Here is an 18,141-nt window from a genome sequence, read left to right as displayed (position 1 = left end):
TTGCGGGATAGGAAAGTAGTTTTTTTAAGGTTGTACGTAAACAGCATATCTAATTGTTGCAAAAAAAAGACCGATCCAGCTATCACTGGATCAGTCTGAAAACACAAATGCTATGCCCACCACATCTCACCGACAGATTCTTTTACCATTACAGGTTTCAAATTCTCCACTGCTTTGGTGAATCCTTCATCAACGGACATTAATCCGTCTTCATGTTCGATACTTACAACATAATCATAATCCATGAGACGTAATGTGCTGACCATATCAGCCCATGTTTTGACGTCATGGCCAAAGCCGACCGCTCTGAAATACCAGGCACGGTCACGCAGTTGTGAGTAATCCGTCATATCGATAAGACCATTTCGGTTTATATTTTGCTGATCGATAATCGCATCTTTTGCATGGAAATGATGGATGGCATCCTCTCGTCCGAGTATTTTAATTGCTTCCACCGGATCAATGCCCTGCCACCACATATGACTTGGATCTAGGTTGGCGCCAATTGCTGGACCGCATGCTTCTCGTAAACGAAGCATGTTCCCTGGTGTATGAACGGAAAAGCCGCCGTGCAGCTCCAATCCGATTTTTACATTATGTGCTTCAGCAAGGTCATTTTTTTCCTTCCAATACGGGATCAGTTTTTCCTCCCATTGCCATTTAAGTATTTCCTGAAAATCATGTGGCCAAGGTGTTACAGGCCAGTTTGGATAAAGTGCATTTTCATGGTCTCCCGGACACCCGGAAAATGTATTAACAACCGGAACATCAAGCATGGAAGCAAGCCGGATGGTTTTATCCAGCAATTCGTCTGCTGGCTCTGCAATTTTTTTTTGCGGATGAAGTGCATTAGCATGACAGCTTAATGCACTTATGGAAAGACCGTGATCGGTTACTTTTTGCTTAAACTCTTTCCGTAAACTTTCATCATTCAGCAGTTCATCCACCTTGCAATGGGCATCCCCTGGGTATCCGCCTGTCCCCAGTTCGATTGCTTCAAGCCCCTTTGATGAAACATAGTCCAACATGTCATCGAAACTTTTGTCGGAAAATAACACGGTAAATACACCTAATTTCATAAAAAATATCCCCCTTTGCTATAATTATCAGAATATACTGCCTTGTAATCCATTACATTACTAACATATATAAATTATTCAATTAAATCAATAGTTTTAAATGAATTTATTTATTGTATTGACAGATAATTTCGGGTGTATTACTATATAAAATGTAAACGATTACAGTAACAATAACATATTGAAGAGGAAGAAGCAGATGGCAAACATCCAGCAGGTTGCTAAACAAGCAGGAGTTTCCGTAGCAACAGTGTCCAGGGTGTTAAATGGACAACGTACGGTAACCGCTAAAACCAGAATAAAGGTAGAAGACGCAATAAATAAATTAAATTATGAACCAAGTTTACTTGGCAGAAATTTACGAACATCTGAGACCCGGATTCTATTAATTTTGATTCCAAAGATATCAAATCCATTTTATTCTGAAATAATCAATGGTATTGAAACGACAGCACTGAGTCACAATTACAACATTCTATTATGTGAAACTGACTCAAATCCTGAGCGGGAAAATATTTATTTTGATTTGGTCAGAAAGAAAATGGCTGATGGAATAATCTCGATGGACCCGGCTGTAAACATCGATACATTAACCGAATTGGCCGAACGGCATGCGATTATCCAGTGCAGTGAATATGCAGTGGACAGCGGCATTCCCTATGTAACAATAGACAACGAGTTGGCAGCATATCGTGCAGTGAAACATTTGATAAAAATCGGTCATGAAAAAATTGCTTTAATTAACTCAGACGAAAAATATTTATACGCACGACAACGCAGATTGGGATATATGAAGGCGTTGGAGGAACACGATATTCCTGTTGATAACAACTATATTTTCCATACACATCAGCTCGGCTTTGAGCATGGTCAGCAGGCAATGAGGAAAATAATCAGCTTAAATGATCGTCCGACAGCTGTATTTGCGGTATCTGACATGTTGGCTATCGGAGCATTGAAAGAAATAAACAGTAATGGATTAAATGTACCCGACGACATTGCAGTAGTCGGATTCGATAAGATTGATTTTTCCAATATGACACATCCTACCCTGACAACAATTGCTCAGCCAATGTACAGGATGGGGACAATAGCTGCCGAAATGCTGATTGATAAGATAAAAGGTGAAGCTGTTGAAAGTATTGTATTGGAACATGAATTGGTCATTCGCGGGTCAACATCAGGATAAACGCAACTAAGATCAGCGCTCTGTTATTGAATAATTGTTTGATAATAGAGCGCTGGCCTTAGATGTTGATGTAATCGATTACATCTGGGAAAAGCGTTTCAATAAAACAAAGGGGTGAAATTTGTTGAAGAAATTTCTGGTTTTATGTTTGGCGTTAGTAACAATGGTCGCCTTAGCGGCTTGTGGTCAGGAAGGAAACAGTGAAAGTGGAGGGGATGACAGTCTTACCATCGGTATTTCCCTGCCGTCTGCAACACACGGATGGATGGGTGCTCTAATTGAAAATGCAGAGGAGCAGGCCAAGGAAATCAAAGAAAGCGAAGGCATTGATTATGTAATGACCAATGCGAGTGATCCCAATACACAGGCAAATGACGTTGATGACTTAATCTCACAAGGTGTGGATGCTATTGTTATGCTGCCTATCGAGTCAGCAGCACTGTCACCGGTAGGAAAAAAAGTCAAGGAAGCAGGAATTCCATTAGTCATTGTTGACCGTGAACTGGAAAATGATGCAGCAACAGTTGTTGTAAAAGGTGACAACAAAGGTATCGGTGTTAATGCCGGTAAGTACTTCGTTGAAAATCTGAGTGAAGGAGCAAAAGTGGTTGAAATCACTGGTCCGCCTAACTCGGTTACAGAGCAACGTGGTGCAGGATTTGAGGAAGCAATGAAAAATGCGGAAGGTATCGAAGTGGTCGCCTCCCAAAGCGGAGACTTTTCCAAGGAGACGTCGCTGGAAGTAATGTCGAATATTTTGACAGCTCAGCCGCAAATTGATGCCGTGTTCACACAGGATGATGGTATGGCACTAGGTGTTGTTCAGGCTATCAAAGAAGCTGGACGCGATGACATTCAATTCGTAACTGGTGCTGGTGGCGCTAAAGGCGTATTTGAAAGTATCAAAGATGATGGTTTAATTTCAGCAACCTTCCTGTATTCGCCTACAATGGTCAGAGACGGCGTTAAAATTGCCGCAAAACTGGCACAGGGTGAAGAACCGGGAGAAACAATGGTTGTCAAAGAAGCTACCAAGGTTACGAAAGAAAATGTTGATGAATACTACGATCCGGACTCTAAATTTTAAATAAAATCCATGGAAGTGAGGTTGGGACCAAATTGTTTTATCAAAAGAAAAATCCGATCTAACAGGAATAAGATGCATATAACCGCTACGGAAATATACTTCGCTTTCCGCGGGCGGCTGTTGAGCCTCCTTGCGCTAACGCGCTACAGAGTCTCATCCAGGCCTTTCCTCCCGCAGGAGTCTACGTATATTTCCTCCGCTAATTCCTTGCATTGTTTATCTTTTGTGTAACACGATTTCATTATGTCCTACCTCATTTCCTGTTTTTCTTATAAAAGGAGGATATACATATGTCCGAAAATCCTTTCATTTCAATGAGCAACATTAAAAAATCATTTAATAATGTACCTGTTTTAAAAGATGTTTCATTAAATGTGGAGCATGGCGAAATACATGCCTTGCTTGGAGAAAACGGAGCAGGAAAATCCACTCTGATGAACATACTGGGCGGTGTTCATCTGCCGGATAATGGGACGATTCAAATAAACGGAAATACCGTTAATATTACTGATCCGAGAGTTTCACAGCATCATGGAATCAGCTTCATCCACCAGGAACTTAATGTCGTGACAGATCTGAGAGTCTATGAAAATATGTTTCTTGGTTCAGAACTCCGCAATAAAATGGGGTTTGTTAAAGTCGAAGAAATGTGCAGACAAACGACAGAGGTTCTTGAAAAATTAGGTGTCCATATCGATCCAAAGGAATATGTCCGTAACCTGGATACCTCCTATAAACAACTAATCGAAATCTCCAAGGCACTATTACATAATTCCACACTTATTATTATGGATGAACCTACGTCAGCTCTTGCGGAACATGAAGTTGACCGGTTATTTGACTTAATGAAGAATCTGAAGAAATCCGGTGTCTCCATCATTTATATTTCCCATAAATTGAAGGAAATCAAAGAAGTATGTGACTGCTATACCGTGCTTCGTGATGGGGAAATGGTTGGAACCGGAAGTATGGAGAACGAAGATTTAAACACGATTACCAATTTGATGGTCGGGAAGTCAGTTTCTGAAGATCGATTTGAACAGGAACATGAATTTGGCCCGGTTACCCTCGAAGTGAACAACTTAACAAGTGACAGCCTGTTCAAAGATATTAATTTCACGGTTAAAAAGGGTGAAATTGTCGGGTTTACCGGGTTAGCCGGTGATGGCAGGACCGAATTGTTCGAAAGTTTATTTGGCTATCGAAAAAAATACACTGGTGACATAAAAATAAATGGTCAGGTGGTAAATATAGATCATCCCCAAAAAGCAATAAAAGCGGGTTTGGGGCTTGTGCCGAAAGATCGTAAGGAAAATGCAATTATTAAAGATTTAAGTGTTATTCATAATATGAGTTTATCCTCGATGAGTCATTTTGAAAAAACAGGCTTTATTCAGGAGAAAGAGGAAAATGAAAAGTTTCAGTTTTATAAAGATAAACTGAATATCAAAGTGCATAATCCAAAGGTAACTATCGATAAATTGAGCGGGGGAAATCAGCAAAAGGTAGTTATCGCAAAATGGCTGGAAGTGAATACAGATATTATTATTTTTGATAACCCTACCCAGGGGATTGACGTCGGTGCGAAGCGGGAGATTTATCAGCATATTATTGACTTGGCTGAACAGGGTAAGGGCATTATTATTCTTTCGTCGGAAGCACCGGAGTTGTTGAAAATCTGTCATAGCGTTCATGTGATGTATCAAGGAGAAATAACCGCCCGGTTTAGCGGTGAAGAAGCTACAGAAGATGAAATCATGAGTTATGCAACCGGGTCGAAAAGGGAGGCCGTACCAATTGGCTAATACAGAACGAAAAGAAACCATTCAGAAAACAGGGACAAACGATATAAAAGACCGGCTTTCCTGGTTATGGTTAGAGTACAGTGTGATTATCGCATTTTTGATTATTTTTATTGCATCGTCGATTATGAGCCCAAGATTTTTGGATATAACGAATCAGCTGAATATTTTAATGCATGTTTCGATTATCGGAATCATTTCTCTTGGAATGACCGTTGTCATGCTGTCAGGGGGGATTGATCTTTCCGTTGGTTCCGTTCTGGCGCTTGTAGGTGTGATAACCGTTACAGCGCTGAATGCATCAGGAAGTATCGTGGTTGGTGTACTAACCGCATTTATTGTCGGTTCATTTATTGGACTGCTTAACGGGTTAATGGTTGCAAAAGGGAAAATAGCTTCGTTTATAGCCACGCTGGGCATGATGGCTGCCGCCCGGTCGATAGCACTGTATCTTTCTGATGGCGGAAGTATTTCCAGTGAGGTAACTGGTTTTGCGGCTATAGCTAATTCAAGTCTTTGGTTAATCGACTACCCAATTATTATCTTCCTGGCAATGACGGCATTCGTCTATATTTTAATGCACAAAACCAGATTTGGCCGTTATGTATACGCAATCGGCAGTAACGAAAAAGCCGCATTGCTATCAGCTATTCGTGTCGATCGTGTCAAGCTTGCAGTATACAGCTTGGCGGGGCTGCTTGTAAGTGTTGCGGCACTCATTGAAACATCCCGGCTTAATTCTATCTCATCCGCGAGTTCAGGACAGCTCTATGAGTTGGATGCCATCGCTGCAGTTATTATCGGCGGGACGCGAATGACTGGTGGACGGGGCAAGATTATCGGTACATTTTTTGGTGTGCTGATATTAGGTATCCTCAGTAATATGATGAACCTGATGAATGTATCCCCACACCTTCAGGGCTTTGTTAAAGGCTTGATAATTATTGTAGCAGTAGTATTCCAGAAGCGAGAATAGGAGGGAGTCCACATGAATATAAAAGCAGGTATAATCGGCTGCGGTTCAATCGCAAAATTTCGTCATGCACCAGAATATAAAGCGAATCCATACGTAAGTGAAATTGTTTTTTATGACAGAAATCGGGAACGGTCCCGTGCCTTAGCAGAAATGTTTAATGGCAGTGTGGCGTCAACTGTTGAAGAACTGCTGGCGGATCCTTCTGTCCAGGTTATCAGTGATTGCTCATCAAACGAAAATCACCACGTGTTTTCAACCAGGGCACTTCAGAGCGGGAAGCATGTGCTGTGTGAAAAGCCAATCTCACTTACGATTGAGCACGCGAATGAAATGCTTGATGCTCAAAAGAAGTCCGGGAAAAAATTAATGGTCGATCATAATCAGCGATTTACGAGGGGACATCAAAAAGCGAAAGAAATAATCAGCAATGGCGAACTTGGAAAGGTGCTCACATTCAGAACCACTTTTGGTCACCAGGGCCCGGAGCATTGGGGTGTAAACAAAACAAATTCCACATGGTTCTTTAAAAAAGACCGCTCCGGCTTTGGTGTAGCTGGAGACTTAGGCATTCATAAGCTGGATTTGATTCATTACTTATTGGATGATGAAATTGAGCAAGTAAGTGCCTTTCAGGGTGCACTCGATAAGTTGGATGAAAACGGAAGCCCAATTGAAGTATGCGACAACATCGTATGCAGTCTGAAAACGAGGGATGGACGGCTTGGAACAGCTTCGTTTTCGTGGACCTATTACGGGGAAGAAGATAACAGTACGATCATCTACTGTGAAAAAGGTATATTGAAAATCTATCACAATCCAGACTATCAGATTGAGGTCACCACAAAAGATGGTGAACAGATCAATTATAAGCTGGAATCCATCCAGACTAATGACAATCAGACAAATACTGGAGTAATCGATGCATTTATTGATTGTGTCCGGCTTGATAAGGATCCAATTGTAACAGGCCAGGATGCACTTTCATCGTTAAAAGCGGTGCTTGGTATATTGGAAGCGGCAGAGACATATACGGTTGTGAAGGTATAAGTGAGGGGCTGTCTCAAATAATTACTGAGACAGCCTATTGATCTTTCTGTAAGGAATCCTGGTATTTCAACGATAAAGGCTTAATTTGAAGAAAGAGCACAATTCAAAACCCATGTAAAATATAACTCAATAAACACTGACACATGTTCCAGCTGCTGGTTCATAATAACAATGATTTTTATACTGACCAGAAAAAGGTTCACCGTACCATGTTGAAGGACATGGGCCATATGGATTGAAATACCAAAGAGCATATTTCGATGGGTGTTGCCTCCAAAAATTCAAATTCTTTCTTGCTAATTTTTTTTCATTAGATCTCGCTCTTTGATAAAATACGTTGCCTTTCTGGACAGCTTCAAACGAATAATTTCCTCCTTGTACTTGAAAAATAACGTCCCGAATTGTTCGTAAATCTTCAAAATCTAAACAATCCGCTTTAGCACGATTAACAATTACATTTCCGACAGACAACATTCCTAAGTTTCCTTCACCAACAGCTTCCGCTCTCATCATCCTTGCCATTAAGGCTACGTCTGAATCTGTGTATTTTACTATTGGCATTTTATCACCTCCAAAATATTGTATGAAAAAGCCTGCTTCATTGATATATAATAGTGCTCCGTCTTAAAGCTAAGGTTTTAAGCAGGATAGAATTTATGTCTTCTTTTTTATAAAAGTATTCAACTAAATAGCTCGTTATTTCATTAAGTAGCCGATTGTATAAGAGTTTCTAAAAATTTCCACACAATAATCCAAATATCTATTATTTTTCCACAAAATTGTCGATATTTTTATGCCACTTTTTCCGTCCGGATTTCGATTATAGTTGTGAACAGTATTATTTTTGAAAAAAATAATACCAACACCATCAAAAATCATTAGTATAGCTGTTTTGTAACCATAAAATACCTTCCACATAAGAGCCTGCTCTCCTAAAACTTAATTTAATCTACACATGGAGTTTACCTGACTTTAAAATTTGAATGTTAAGATAAGTTTATAATGAATGAGGAGGCAGTATAATTGAGTGTTCGTGCAGTATTTATTGATATGGATGGTACGCTGTTAAATGCAAAAAAGTTGTTTAACGCGTTTGGAATTAATCCAAATGAAGCAGCAGCCATTGGGGATGGGCCCAATGACGTTAAGATGCTTCGTCATGCCGGTATTGGTGTGGCAATGGGTAATGCTGGCGAAGAGGTTAAAGCAGCAGCTGATATTGTAATAGGTCACCATGAAAATGATGGATTAGCTCAATTTATAGAAAGATACTTTGTTAAATCATTCAGTGCCTATGTAATATAATTCAGAACGGATGGTTGTTAGCTTTACAAAGGAAGTAAAATTATAGATGGATTTTCTTAACAATCTGATGCATTTTTTAAATAAGGTTATTTTAAAAAGAAAAAAACGCTCAATTTCGAGCGTTTTTATTTATAATCATATTGCTGTTTTATATTGAAGTGCGTGTTGATTAGTATGTTATTCATACTTGCTGACACCAATAGTTTTATGCTTGCTCTATCATTGGTACGCCTTAGCCATGTACCATCTAAATTTCATCCGGCTGACGGGTGAAAAATGGTACGTTTTTTACGCCGGTCATGCGAACGTATGTGAACAGCTGTCCCTTATGATGGACTTCATGATCAATCGCATTGGAGAACCAATAAGTACCAGGTGCGCGCATGTTATTGAACAAAATATAACCTTTCATCTGGTAAGTAAAAATGGTTGAAATCTCTTCCTTGGTTTCTTCGGTGTACCGCTGCACGATTTCGCGGACATCATTTATCGTTTGATAATTCGTTTCCTTTGGAGGACTTTCAAATTCACCTTTTTTAATCCCTTTCACAAACATGTGTGTTGACGTGACGATATGTATAGCCAGTTCCCCAAGTGACATGGCACCATCCCAGGGCCTGTAATTCATATGCTCATCATCCACCAGCGCCAGCAAATCATCCAGCACCTTCCGATGCTGCAGCCAGCCATTCACAGCTCCATCCATTGCATTACTCATCTGAATCCTCCTTGTCAATACTGAATGTACTTTTAGTATAACTTCTATCGCGGTGATTGCCCATTCATTTGCCTTAGGTATTTTAGCGGTGGGGTTACTGGCAAAGTGCAGTAATTTCCATTTAATAAAAAAAACCAACCTAATGGATAGATTGGTTTTTGATAGTCTACTTTAATAGCCAACTTCAACGGCAGCATTTACAATATACATCAAATCATTTTCATCTTCTTTATCTTCCAAAATAATCCCACTTGATGTTGCCATTCCGCCATCGGTAACATCAACCATCACATCGCCATATGGAATGACACGTTTGACTTGTTCAACGTCCAGCTTATCACGATCAAGCGGAACCGCAACCCGTACATTTACTTTCATATTTTCGATTTTCCCATCAGGCAGACTGCCCGCAATTCCAGGCATGGAATTCCTGTATATCGCATCTTCCACTGCGCGGACCGCTGCTTTCGTTACATCCTGGCCGTGTACATCATTTCCGGTTCCTGTTTGTATAAAAAGAATTTGTTTCACGTGAAAACACTCCTTCACAGGTTGTTTATTTTTATGGTTCCCGGCAATGGAATTATCCAAACTTGGTTGCCCTTTTGCAGAAGGTAATCATATTTTTTTATTGTTTTTAAAAAGAATTGTACCATAGTAAAGACAATAGATAATGAAATAATGGGTGGTATTTTAAATGAGTACTAAAGATGAGGTTGTCAATGTTTACGGGAAATTTTTCTTTCAATTGAAATTATTCCGAACTTGTAGGAAAATGGTATAAACATCATAGACTTCACGTAGATTGAAAAGTGGTCAGAGAAAACTGGGAGGTTGGATAAGATGCTCGTAAAAAACGATTATGTAAGAAAACAGGAGGTTGTATTTGTAAAGGAAAATGACAGCCTGGAGTATGCAATGAAAAGGCTGGATGAGTCAGGTTACCGCTGTATCCCTGTTTTGGATGAAAAAGAACGCAGCTATGTCGGGAACATATATAAGGTCGATTTACTCGAATATGAACAGAGAAAAGCTTTAAGTGGATATGTAAATGAACTAGTAACAGATCAGGATGGACATGTGAAAGAGGACGATTCATTTTTTAAAGTGTTTTCATCGATTAAGCGGCTTCCATATCTTGCAATCGTTGATGATTCAAAAGAATTCCTGGGAATACTGACAAACGGAAATGTTATTCAGGTATTGGAAAATGCCTGGGGAGCAAACAATGGAAGTTACTCACTTACGATTGGAACGATCGAGTACGCGGGTGTATTACGGAAGATACTCAAAATCATCAACAAATATTGTAATGTGCAGAGTGTCATTTCCCTGAACAACGGCTCTAAATATGTAAGAAGGATTTGTATCGTCCTGCCTATCGAAGTGGATGAAGAAACCGTACGAAAAATCGAGAAAGATCTCGAGAAAAGCGACTACACTGTAACCGATGTGGAAAAATTGAATTAAAACGATTGAATGTAACGAGGGACCATTGTCTATTCATGACAATGGTCTCTTTTTTTTATAACAATTCTATTAAAATAGTAAAAATATTGTAGACATTTTTCTTGAACATGGTAAAATTTTAAATGAATAGGTTAAAAAGGGGATATTAGGATGAAACAATGGATTAGAAAAATAGCCGTTATTATGGTAGCAATTATGACCCTTGGCACGTATATCCCTGTAGCACATTTAAACACGGATGCTGAGGAAAATAAAGAATCTGTTTCACCGGAATCGGATATTAATGATGTAGTTTCCGTAGCTGATTCACAGATTATAGATGATAGCGAAACGGATTTAACGCTTGAAAATATTGATTATACTGAAACATATATAAATGATTTAACGGAAAAGGCGAAAGAACAGACAATAACAAAACTGGGTCCAAGAATTGCAACACAGGTGGATGATGATTTTATGACTGAAATTCTGCCTAAAATTGAAGAATCCCTTAACGTTATCCTGGCAGGATCGGAAGAAGAGGTGCTTCCATACTACAGTATAACGGAGCGGCCTTCAGACGGTCTTGGTGAGAAGATTTTCAATATCTATGACAATCGGACAAACAAAGATATCGCCCGGTTCCACGTGCGCCGCGATAACCGGCCACTGGAAGGTTACTGGTTTAATTTTCATTACCATTTGAGCAGTGATGGATTTGAAAATCATCACGAAATCGGAGAAATTTACTGGGATAAAAATATTCCGCCGAAATGGATGGCATAATAGGATAAGCCTGGATGTATACCAGGCTTTTTATTTCGTTTAAACAGTTTTTTCAGGATTAGTTGCTTTTGAAGAAGTAATAGTGACTACAGTTTCATACAAGCAGCCCGGATACACGTAGACTCCTGGGGGAGCTAAGGCATCGGTGAGACCACTGAGTGCGTAAGCACGAAGAGGGCTCACCAGCCGCCCCGGGCTAAGAAGACACTGCGAAAACGTACTTTTTGAGCAGATGTCGCCTTGGTACCCGGAGGTGTGAAAGCGAAGTGTATCCGGGCTGCGGGTATAGATAGCAACAAACTATACAAAAGAAATATTCATTTTGAATGCAGATTGTACATAAAAGGAAGGTCGTAAATGACAGAAGAGAACATTACCAGAATACATCTGGATGATAAAGAATTTATACTGATTGGCACAGCCCACGTATCAAAACACAGTGCGGAACAGGTAAAAGAAGTCATCGAATCAGAACAGCCTGATTCAGTCTGTATCGAACTGGATGAACAACGATACAATTCGATTAAAGAAGGCAACAAATGGAAAGACATGGATATTTTCAAGGTTATTAAAGAAAAGAAGGCAACATTACTATTAATGAACCTTGCTATATCATCATTTCAAAAACGTATGGCAAAGCAGTTTGGCATTAATGCAGGCCAGGAAATGATGCAAGGAATTGAATCAGCCGAAGAAATCGATGCCAACCTCGTCCTCGCTGATAGAAATATTCAAACAACCTTTTCTCGTATTTGGGGAAATATAGGGCTAAAAGGGAAAGCAATCCTGCTCATGCAGGTGATTGGGAGTATTTTCACGAAAGAGACGATTTCAGAAGAAGAACTGGAGAAAATGAAAACACAGGATATGCTGAATTCTATGCTCCAGGAATTTACCGAAAGCTTTCCAAAATTAAAGAAACCATTAATAGACGAACGGGACCAGTACTTGTCCCAAAAAATCAAAGATGCCCCCGGCAATAAAATTGTCGCTGTTTTGGGAGCGGCTCATGTCCCCGGTATTAAGGAAGAGATAAACAAGGAACATGATCTGGAACGGTTATCACAGCTCCCGCCTAAATCAAAAGTTCCGAAAATAATTGGCTGGTCAATTCCAATCCTTATTCTCGCTATAATTGCCTATACATTCTATATGAATCCTTCTGCCGGTTTTCAGCAGACAATCAGTTGGGTCGTGTGGAACGGGTCCTTTTCAGCATTGGGAGCACTGATTGCTTTAGGGCATCCATTAACGATTGTAACAGCATTTCTTGTAGCGCCATTAACGTCCCTGAATCCATTAATTGCAGCAGGCTGGTTTGCAGGGATAGTACAAGCCTATATCCGCCGGCCAAATGTGGCGGACTTTGAAAATCTTTCAGAAGATGTTTTTAGTGTCAAAGGGTTTTGGAATAATAAGGTAAGCCGTATTCTGCTCGTCGTTGTTCTGGCAAATCTGGGCAGTTCGTTAGGAACATTTATTGGTGGAGCCGATGTCCTTCGGTTATTTTTTGAAAATATATAAAAGCGCGGATCATTCATGTCTTTACAGTTGAAATTAGGTCAAACCGCCTGGAATGGAGCGGTTTGACCTTTTAGCTTTATAACTAATAGCAGTTTTTGTAAATTGTGATGTTTTTTAACCTCTTTGTTGATAGAAAATGCGAAGTATACACCGGAACATTACTTATAAATACTTGCACTTCTCGCCATGCCAACCAGAATTTCTGCGGGCGGATGGACAGAGCTTCAACCTCCACGCGGAGCATCCGATCCGTACTTAGATAATAATCAGGCGGACATATTTTCCCTTATTTTTAACATTCAAGTGAATTTCAGCCTACATGCGGACATATTTTCCGTTATTGCCCCAAGTTCAACCTGTTTTCATATGATTATTGCTGGATAAAGGATAATATGTCCGCAAATCCTGCTAAAACAGTGATTTTGGAGTGATTAGCGGAAAATATGTCTGCTACCGTCATCTTATGGTTATCTCAATAACAAGATCTAAGGACTAATCGTACGGAGGTGGAGTAAGCTTGGGATGTTCCTGCAGGCGTATATACCTGTGTTGTCTGCAATGGCCGCTTTTAATCGACCTGCCTTCTAACGGGAGAAAAACTCGCAGTGTTACTGTATTTTTTCTGCAAGGACTGATTCTTCACTGAAATAACTTCCAGTACGGCCCGCAGCGGAAATCATACGCGGCGTTTACTGTACATTATCTGTCTTTTGTGTCAAAAACAACTAATCGATAGATAATATAGGCAGTTGATTAGCGGAAGTCGCAATCCCGTGAAGCAATGGTACACAAATTTATTAACTAAAATACACTTGGACCCTCACCAGATCCTGCATTTGATTTGTTGCTGCACTACGTGTATACACAAGTATTTCTCCGGTGTTGGATGTTGGCTGTCGATCAAATGGCAATGAAGCTTCAAACCACCCATAAGCCGGTGCTCCCTGCGAAGCCATAACAGACCTTTCAGCCGAGACGACTACCCCATTACTGTCAACTACCTGATGAAGGACGGTAGCTTCAAAAGCCCGTGCCCATCCCGCTATTCTTTGTCCGCTTTGAATCACAGTTCCTGGTAAAGGGTGAGCAACAGCAATGTTCACAGAAGTCCGCATTGGAATAATCAATGAATATCCCGGCCAAATAACATCTGGTGAAAAACCCGGCCGATCAAGGTTAGCACGGATGATATTTGCCCTTGGAATGCCAAACCGCTGTTCAATATTATAAATGGAATCACCCTGTTCCACATTATAAATAAATGCAGGCACAAGTAATTGCTGCCCGGCAAAGATCATATCCGGATTATTAATACTTTCATTGATTCCGGCAATCAAATCCACACTGGCTGAAAAGCGTAACGCGATGAAGTACAATTCGTTCCCTGGATTAACTACAAAAAAGGTTGATGCATTAGCGGTTGCGTTGGATGGTACAATTAACAACTGACCCGGATAAATTAAGTCAGGGCCGGCAGTTACGGGAGGATAAAAGTGATTGGCATTTGCAATTGCCTGTGGAGTGCTTGAAAATCGGGAAGCAATGCCATAAAGGGTGTCGCCTGGCTGTACCGTATAAATAAAGTGGGTTTGTCTGACAATACTCAAACATATCACCTTCCAAAATTAAAAATTCAATTATATAATATGTGCCATATGGGTAATCGTGTAGAAGGAATTAAAAATAAATGGAGGTTAACCATGTATTTGATAGCTGAGCATCCGTATTTTAAAGTTCAACGCGAAGTGAGCAGCATCGAGCAAATCGATGTGGAGTATGAACGTCTGATATACCTGTATAACGACAGGGTTATAACCAAATATCATGAATTTCCTCTTTCGGATGTCCTTGATATGTCATATCGAGTGTTTGGTACGGAAGGTGGCCTTTTGTATCTGCACACTGTAAAAGGTGTATATACGTATACCGTAAAGTCATCACCAAAGCATTTTATTGATGCTTTTAAGGAGCATGTAAAAAGGCAGTCATAGCAGCGTCGTCAACAACTCCCGCAAGCTCCGTTATCATCAGAAATTTTAGAAACTATATTGCATTTTAAGTCTTATTGATTTATAATAAATTAAAATATTCTGAACATACTATCCGGTTAGTAGGGGGAAAAAAGAAATGGATTTTTCATATTCGGATAAAGTTATCGAATTGCAGAAGAAGGTAACGGATTTTATGGTAGAGCATGTTTACCCAAATGAAAAAGTATATGAAGAACAGCTGAATCAGCAGGGAAATCGTTGGGCAGAGGTACCACCAATCATGGAAGAGTTAAAGGAGAAAGCTAAATCACAAGGGTTATGGAACTTATTTTTACCGGATAGTGATTATGGTGCGGGGTTAACCAATCAGGAATATGCGCCATTATGTGAGATTATGGGACGGTCGCTGATAGGCCCGGAAGTATTTAATTGTAATGCGCCTGATACCGGTAATATGGAAGTTCTTGACCGCTATGGCACGGAGGAGCAGAAACAAAAATGGCTGATTCCGCTTCTGGATGGTGAGATTCGCTCGTGTTTTTCAATGACGGAGCCTGATGTTGCCTCAAGTGATGCGACGAATATCGAATCAAGCATTGTCAGAGATGGTGATGCGTATGTAATAAATGGCCGAAAGTGGTGGTCATCCGGTGCTGGTGATCCACGATGTAAAATCGCTATTGTCATGGGAAAAAATGACCCAAAAGCTGCGCGGCACGAACAACAGTCCATGATTTTGGTTCCGCTGGATACGCCGGGTGTAACGATTAAGCGAATGCTGCCTGTTTTTGGTTACGACCATGCACCACATGGACATGCAGAAATTACCTATGACAATGTTAGAGTGCCTGCAGAGAATATGATCTGGGGGGAAGCGAAAGGTTTCGCAATTGCACAAGGCCGGCTTGGCCCTGGCCGCATTCATCATTGCATGCGACTTATCGGAGCAGCAGAACGTGCACTTGAAGATTTATGTAAGCGTGTTCAAAGCCGGGTTGCTTTTGGTAAAAAAATAGCAGAACAGGGTGTTGTTCAGGAGTGGATTGCAGAGTCACGGATTGATATTGAACAAGCACGTCTATTAACGCTGAAAGCAGCTTACATGATGGATACGGTCGGTAACAAAGCAGCAAAAACAGAAATAGCCATGATTAAAGTTGTCGCACCAAGTATGGCACTGCGTGTGATTGACAGGGCAATTCAAGCGTTTGGCGGTGCAGGGGTCAGTGATGATGTCACGCTTGCTGCACATTGGGCAAACGCACGCACACTCCGGTTAGCGGATGGCCCGGATGAAGTACACCGCCGGCAGATAGCAAAGCTGGAACTTCGGAAATATTCATAGAAAAGGAGATTGCGTTATGAACGTTTTGGATTTATTCAAACTGGAAGGGAAAACGGCAATTGTTACAGGGGGAGCACGTGGCCTCGGCGCACAAATTGCACAGGGATTTGCTGAAGCTGGTGCGAATGTGGTTGTTTGTTCCCGCAAATTCAAGGCATGTCAGGAAATGAGTGAAGCGATAAAGAAATTCGGTGTTGATTCGTTGGCATTCAGCTGTAATGTTACGAATCCGGATGATGTGAAAAAAGTGGTGGAAGAAACGCGTGAACATTTTGGATCGATTGATATTCTGGTTAATAACAGTGGTGCTACCTGGGGTGCCCCTGTTGTGGAAATGCCATTTGAAGCCTGGCAGAAGGTCATGAATGTAAATGTAACAGGGACATTTTTAATGAGTCAGGAAGTTGGCAAGGTAATGATTGAACAAAATAGCGGGAAAATCATCAACATTGCTTCTGTTGCCGGTTTTGGCGGTACTGACCCCAGTTTCATGGATACAATCAGCTATAATACAAGCAAAGGAGCAATCATGACCTTCACAAAGGATCTGGCAGCAAAATGGGGACAGCATAATATTAACGTGAATGCACTTGCCCCAGGTTTTTTCCCAACGAAGATGTCACAGGGTTTAATTCATATGGGGAAAGATCAAATATTGGAAGCAACCCCTTTGAACCGTTTGGGAAATGACACTGATTTGAAAGGTGCAGCATTATTCCTGGCTTCTAAAGCGTCTGATTATGTCAGCGGTGATATTTTAACGGTTGATGGTGGAGCACATGCACTTTAAAACTATAAAACTAGTGAGGATATGAATATGAAAGAACAAATCACAGCACAGAGTATAAAACTATTTGAGAGAAAAGGTTTCAGCGAGACTTCCATCAAGGACATTGTAAATGCATTGGAAGTAACAAAGGGAACCTTTTACTACTATTTTTCGAGTAAAGAACAACTGCTGATGGACATTCATTTGGATTATATTACAAATCTGTTAGAACGGCAGCAGCGCATACTGGACGATGAGAACCTTACTCAAAAGCAAAAGTTAAGTAAAATAATCCGCTTATTAATTATGGATATTGCTGATAAAGGACCCAGAGCACGCGTTTTTTTTCGGGAGGTACGTAATTTAGCTGACGAAAACATTGAAATTATTAAAGAAAAACGCGATCAGTTTCGCCTGAATATCGAAAAAACGGTGCGGGATGGCGTGAACACCGGGGAGTTTCGTAAAGGACTGCGGACAGATATGATTACGTTTGGCATTTTAGGTGTAACAAATTGGAGCTATCAGTGGTATAAGCCGGATGGTGAAGTTGCACCGGAGGAATTAGTGGAGGTTTATGTAAATATGATTCTGAAGGGGATTGAGACGTAGAAGGATTTAAAGACAGGTAAGAGAATAATAGATTTGCTATGTCATAGCCGGGAGGTGAATGCGAGCGGTGGATATTAAAGTACGAGTTGGTGAAACGGATGCTTTAGGTCATATCAACAATACAAGCTATTTTATTTACATGGAAGAGACCAGAATTGATTTTTTGCAGAAGCTTGGAATTGATATCGAGAATGGTAACTATGCATTTATGCTTGTCTCCACAAAGTGCGATTTCATCAGGCAAGGATATTTTGGACAGACACTGCAGATTTCTACAGAAGTATCACGGATCGGCACGAAAAGTATAACACTGTCAAGTCTGATGGTTGAAAAGGAATCAGGTGACGTAATCGCTCAAGGTGAAGCGGTTCTTGTTTATTTCGATGTCGATAAACAGCAATCAGTAGTTATTCCAGATTCGTTTAAAACAAAACTGGAGGCACATGTACGTTCAGCGTAAGG

At 40.5% G+C, this 18,141-nt stretch carries 20 protein-coding genes; 14 read left to right on the top strand and 6 right to left on the bottom strand.

The window, feature by feature from the left end:
* Positions 1 to 110 precede the first annotated feature (110 nt).
* Positions 111 to 1,079, bottom strand: a complete 969-nt coding sequence (locus tag G6R02_RS16620; RefSeq protein ID WP_164670522.1) for a sugar phosphate isomerase/epimerase family protein — start codon at positions 1,077 to 1,079, stop codon at positions 111 to 113.
* A 199-nt stretch (positions 1,080 to 1,278) separates the two neighbouring features.
* Between G6R02_RS16620 and G6R02_RS16615 the strand changes: the two genes are divergently transcribed.
* The 5 genes from G6R02_RS16615 (at position 1,279) to G6R02_RS16595 (ending at position 7,180) form a co-directional block, all read left to right on the top strand.
* Entirely contained in the window at positions 1,279 to 2,268 is a 990-nt protein-coding gene (locus G6R02_RS16615; protein ID WP_164670521.1) for a LacI family DNA-binding transcriptional regulator, read from the top strand.
* 124 nt (positions 2,269 to 2,392) lie between these two features.
* Positions 2,393 to 3,355: a substrate-binding domain-containing protein gene (locus tag G6R02_RS16610; RefSeq protein ID WP_164670520.1), complete on the top strand. Its 963-nt coding sequence runs from the start codon at positions 2,393 to 2,395 to the stop codon at positions 3,353 to 3,355.
* Positions 3,356 to 3,645: 290 nt separating this feature from the next.
* Positions 3,646 to 5,160 (top strand): sugar ABC transporter ATP-binding protein, encoded by a 1,515-nt coding sequence (locus G6R02_RS16605; RefSeq protein WP_164670519.1) that lies wholly within the window; start codon positions 3,646 to 3,648, stop codon positions 5,158 to 5,160.
* Positions 5,153 to 6,133: an ABC transporter permease gene (locus tag G6R02_RS16600; protein ID WP_246202647.1), complete on the top strand. Its 981-nt coding sequence runs from the start codon at positions 5,153 to 5,155 to the stop codon at positions 6,131 to 6,133. Before G6R02_RS16605 ends, G6R02_RS16600 begins: the two co-directional genes overlap by 8 nt.
* A gap of 12 nt (positions 6,134 to 6,145) precedes the next feature.
* On the top strand, positions 6,146 to 7,180 hold the full coding sequence (locus tag G6R02_RS16595; RefSeq protein WP_164670517.1) for a Gfo/Idh/MocA family protein: 1,035 nt from the start codon (positions 6,146 to 6,148) through the stop codon (positions 7,178 to 7,180).
* A gap of 126 nt (positions 7,181 to 7,306) precedes the next feature.
* On the opposite strand, the gene G6R02_RS16590 is transcribed toward G6R02_RS16595, so the two are convergent.
* Positions 7,307 to 7,741, bottom strand: a complete 435-nt coding sequence (locus tag G6R02_RS16590) for a cell wall hydrolase (protein WP_164670516.1) — start codon at positions 7,739 to 7,741, stop codon at positions 7,307 to 7,309.
* A 135-nt stretch (positions 7,742 to 7,876) separates the two neighbouring features.
* Entirely contained in the window at positions 7,877 to 8,098 is a 222-nt protein-coding gene (locus G6R02_RS16585) for a hypothetical protein (RefSeq protein WP_164670515.1), read from the bottom strand.
* A 105-nt stretch (positions 8,099 to 8,203) separates the two neighbouring features.
* Between G6R02_RS16585 and G6R02_RS16580 the strand changes: the two genes are divergently transcribed.
* A complete protein-coding gene (locus G6R02_RS16580) occupies positions 8,204 to 8,485 on the top strand; it encodes an HAD family hydrolase (RefSeq protein WP_246202645.1) in 282 nt (93 codons plus the stop codon).
* 247 nt (positions 8,486 to 8,732) lie between these two features.
* Here G6R02_RS16580 and G6R02_RS16575 read toward each other — a convergent pair whose 3' ends face one another.
* Both G6R02_RS16575 and G6R02_RS16570 read right to left on the bottom strand, forming a co-directional pair.
* Positions 8,733 to 9,203 carry a DinB family protein gene (locus G6R02_RS16575; protein ID WP_246202643.1) on the bottom strand — a complete coding sequence of 157 codons (471 nt, stop codon included), beginning with the start codon at positions 9,201 to 9,203 and terminating at the stop codon, positions 8,733 to 8,735.
* A gap of 171 nt (positions 9,204 to 9,374) precedes the next feature.
* Positions 9,375 to 9,734 carry a Lin0512 family protein gene (locus tag G6R02_RS16570; RefSeq protein ID WP_164670514.1) on the bottom strand — a complete coding sequence of 120 codons (360 nt, stop codon included), beginning with the start codon at positions 9,732 to 9,734 and terminating at the stop codon, positions 9,375 to 9,377.
* A 312-nt stretch (positions 9,735 to 10,046) separates the two neighbouring features.
* Between G6R02_RS16570 and cbpA the strand changes: the two genes are divergently transcribed.
* The 3 genes from cbpA (at position 10,047) to G6R02_RS16555 (ending at position 12,962) form a co-directional block, all read left to right on the top strand.
* Complete coding sequence (cbpA, locus tag G6R02_RS16565; protein ID WP_164670513.1) at positions 10,047 to 10,673, top strand: cyclic di-AMP binding protein CbpA; 627 nt, start codon at positions 10,047 to 10,049, stop codon at positions 10,671 to 10,673.
* A 150-nt stretch (positions 10,674 to 10,823) separates the two neighbouring features.
* Positions 10,824 to 11,438, top strand: coding sequence for a YpjP family protein (locus G6R02_RS16560; RefSeq protein WP_164670512.1), 615 nt, complete (start codon positions 10,824 to 10,826; stop codon positions 11,436 to 11,438).
* A 357-nt stretch (positions 11,439 to 11,795) separates the two neighbouring features.
* Complete coding sequence (locus G6R02_RS16555) at positions 11,796 to 12,962, top strand: TraB/GumN family protein (protein WP_164670511.1); 1,167 nt, start codon at positions 11,796 to 11,798, stop codon at positions 12,960 to 12,962.
* Between the two features lie 797 nt (positions 12,963 to 13,759).
* On the opposite strand, the gene G6R02_RS16550 is transcribed toward G6R02_RS16555, so the two are convergent.
* The gene (locus tag G6R02_RS16550; protein ID WP_246202642.1) at positions 13,760 to 14,578 is read right to left on the bottom strand and encodes a LysM peptidoglycan-binding domain-containing protein; all 819 of its coding nucleotides are present in this window, start codon (positions 14,576 to 14,578) and stop codon (positions 13,760 to 13,762) included.
* Between the two features lie 84 nt (positions 14,579 to 14,662).
* On the opposite strand from G6R02_RS16550, the gene G6R02_RS16545 reads away from it, so the two are divergent.
* The 5 genes from G6R02_RS16545 to G6R02_RS16525 all read left to right on the top strand — a co-directional run bounded on the left by G6R02_RS16545 (position 14,663) and on the right by G6R02_RS16525 (position 18,139).
* On the top strand, positions 14,663 to 14,953 hold the full coding sequence (locus G6R02_RS16545) for a hypothetical protein (RefSeq protein WP_164670509.1): 291 nt from the start codon (positions 14,663 to 14,665) through the stop codon (positions 14,951 to 14,953).
* 136 nt (positions 14,954 to 15,089) lie between these two features.
* Entirely contained in the window at positions 15,090 to 16,298 is a 1,209-nt protein-coding gene (locus G6R02_RS16540; RefSeq protein ID WP_164670508.1) for an acyl-CoA dehydrogenase, read from the top strand.
* A gap of 16 nt (positions 16,299 to 16,314) precedes the next feature.
* A complete protein-coding gene (locus G6R02_RS16535; protein WP_164670507.1) occupies positions 16,315 to 17,088 on the top strand; it encodes an SDR family oxidoreductase in 774 nt (257 codons plus the stop codon).
* 27 nt (positions 17,089 to 17,115) lie between these two features.
* A complete protein-coding gene (locus G6R02_RS16530; RefSeq protein ID WP_164670506.1) occupies positions 17,116 to 17,679 on the top strand; it encodes a TetR/AcrR family transcriptional regulator in 564 nt (187 codons plus the stop codon).
* Between the two features lie 58 nt (positions 17,680 to 17,737).
* A complete protein-coding gene (locus tag G6R02_RS16525; RefSeq protein ID WP_164670505.1) occupies positions 17,738 to 18,139 on the top strand; it encodes an acyl-CoA thioesterase in 402 nt (133 codons plus the stop codon).
* The last annotated feature ends 2 nt before the right edge of the window (positions 18,140 to 18,141 follow it).

Origin of the sequence: Virgibacillus doumboii (assembly GCF_902806455.1) — a bacterium.
In the GTDB taxonomy this organism is placed as follows: Bacteria; Bacillota; Bacilli; order Bacillales; family Amphibacillaceae; genus Lentibacillus; species Lentibacillus doumboii.
Note: the sequence above shows the minus strand (reverse complement) of the source record. Positions and strands in the feature narration are given on the sequence as shown.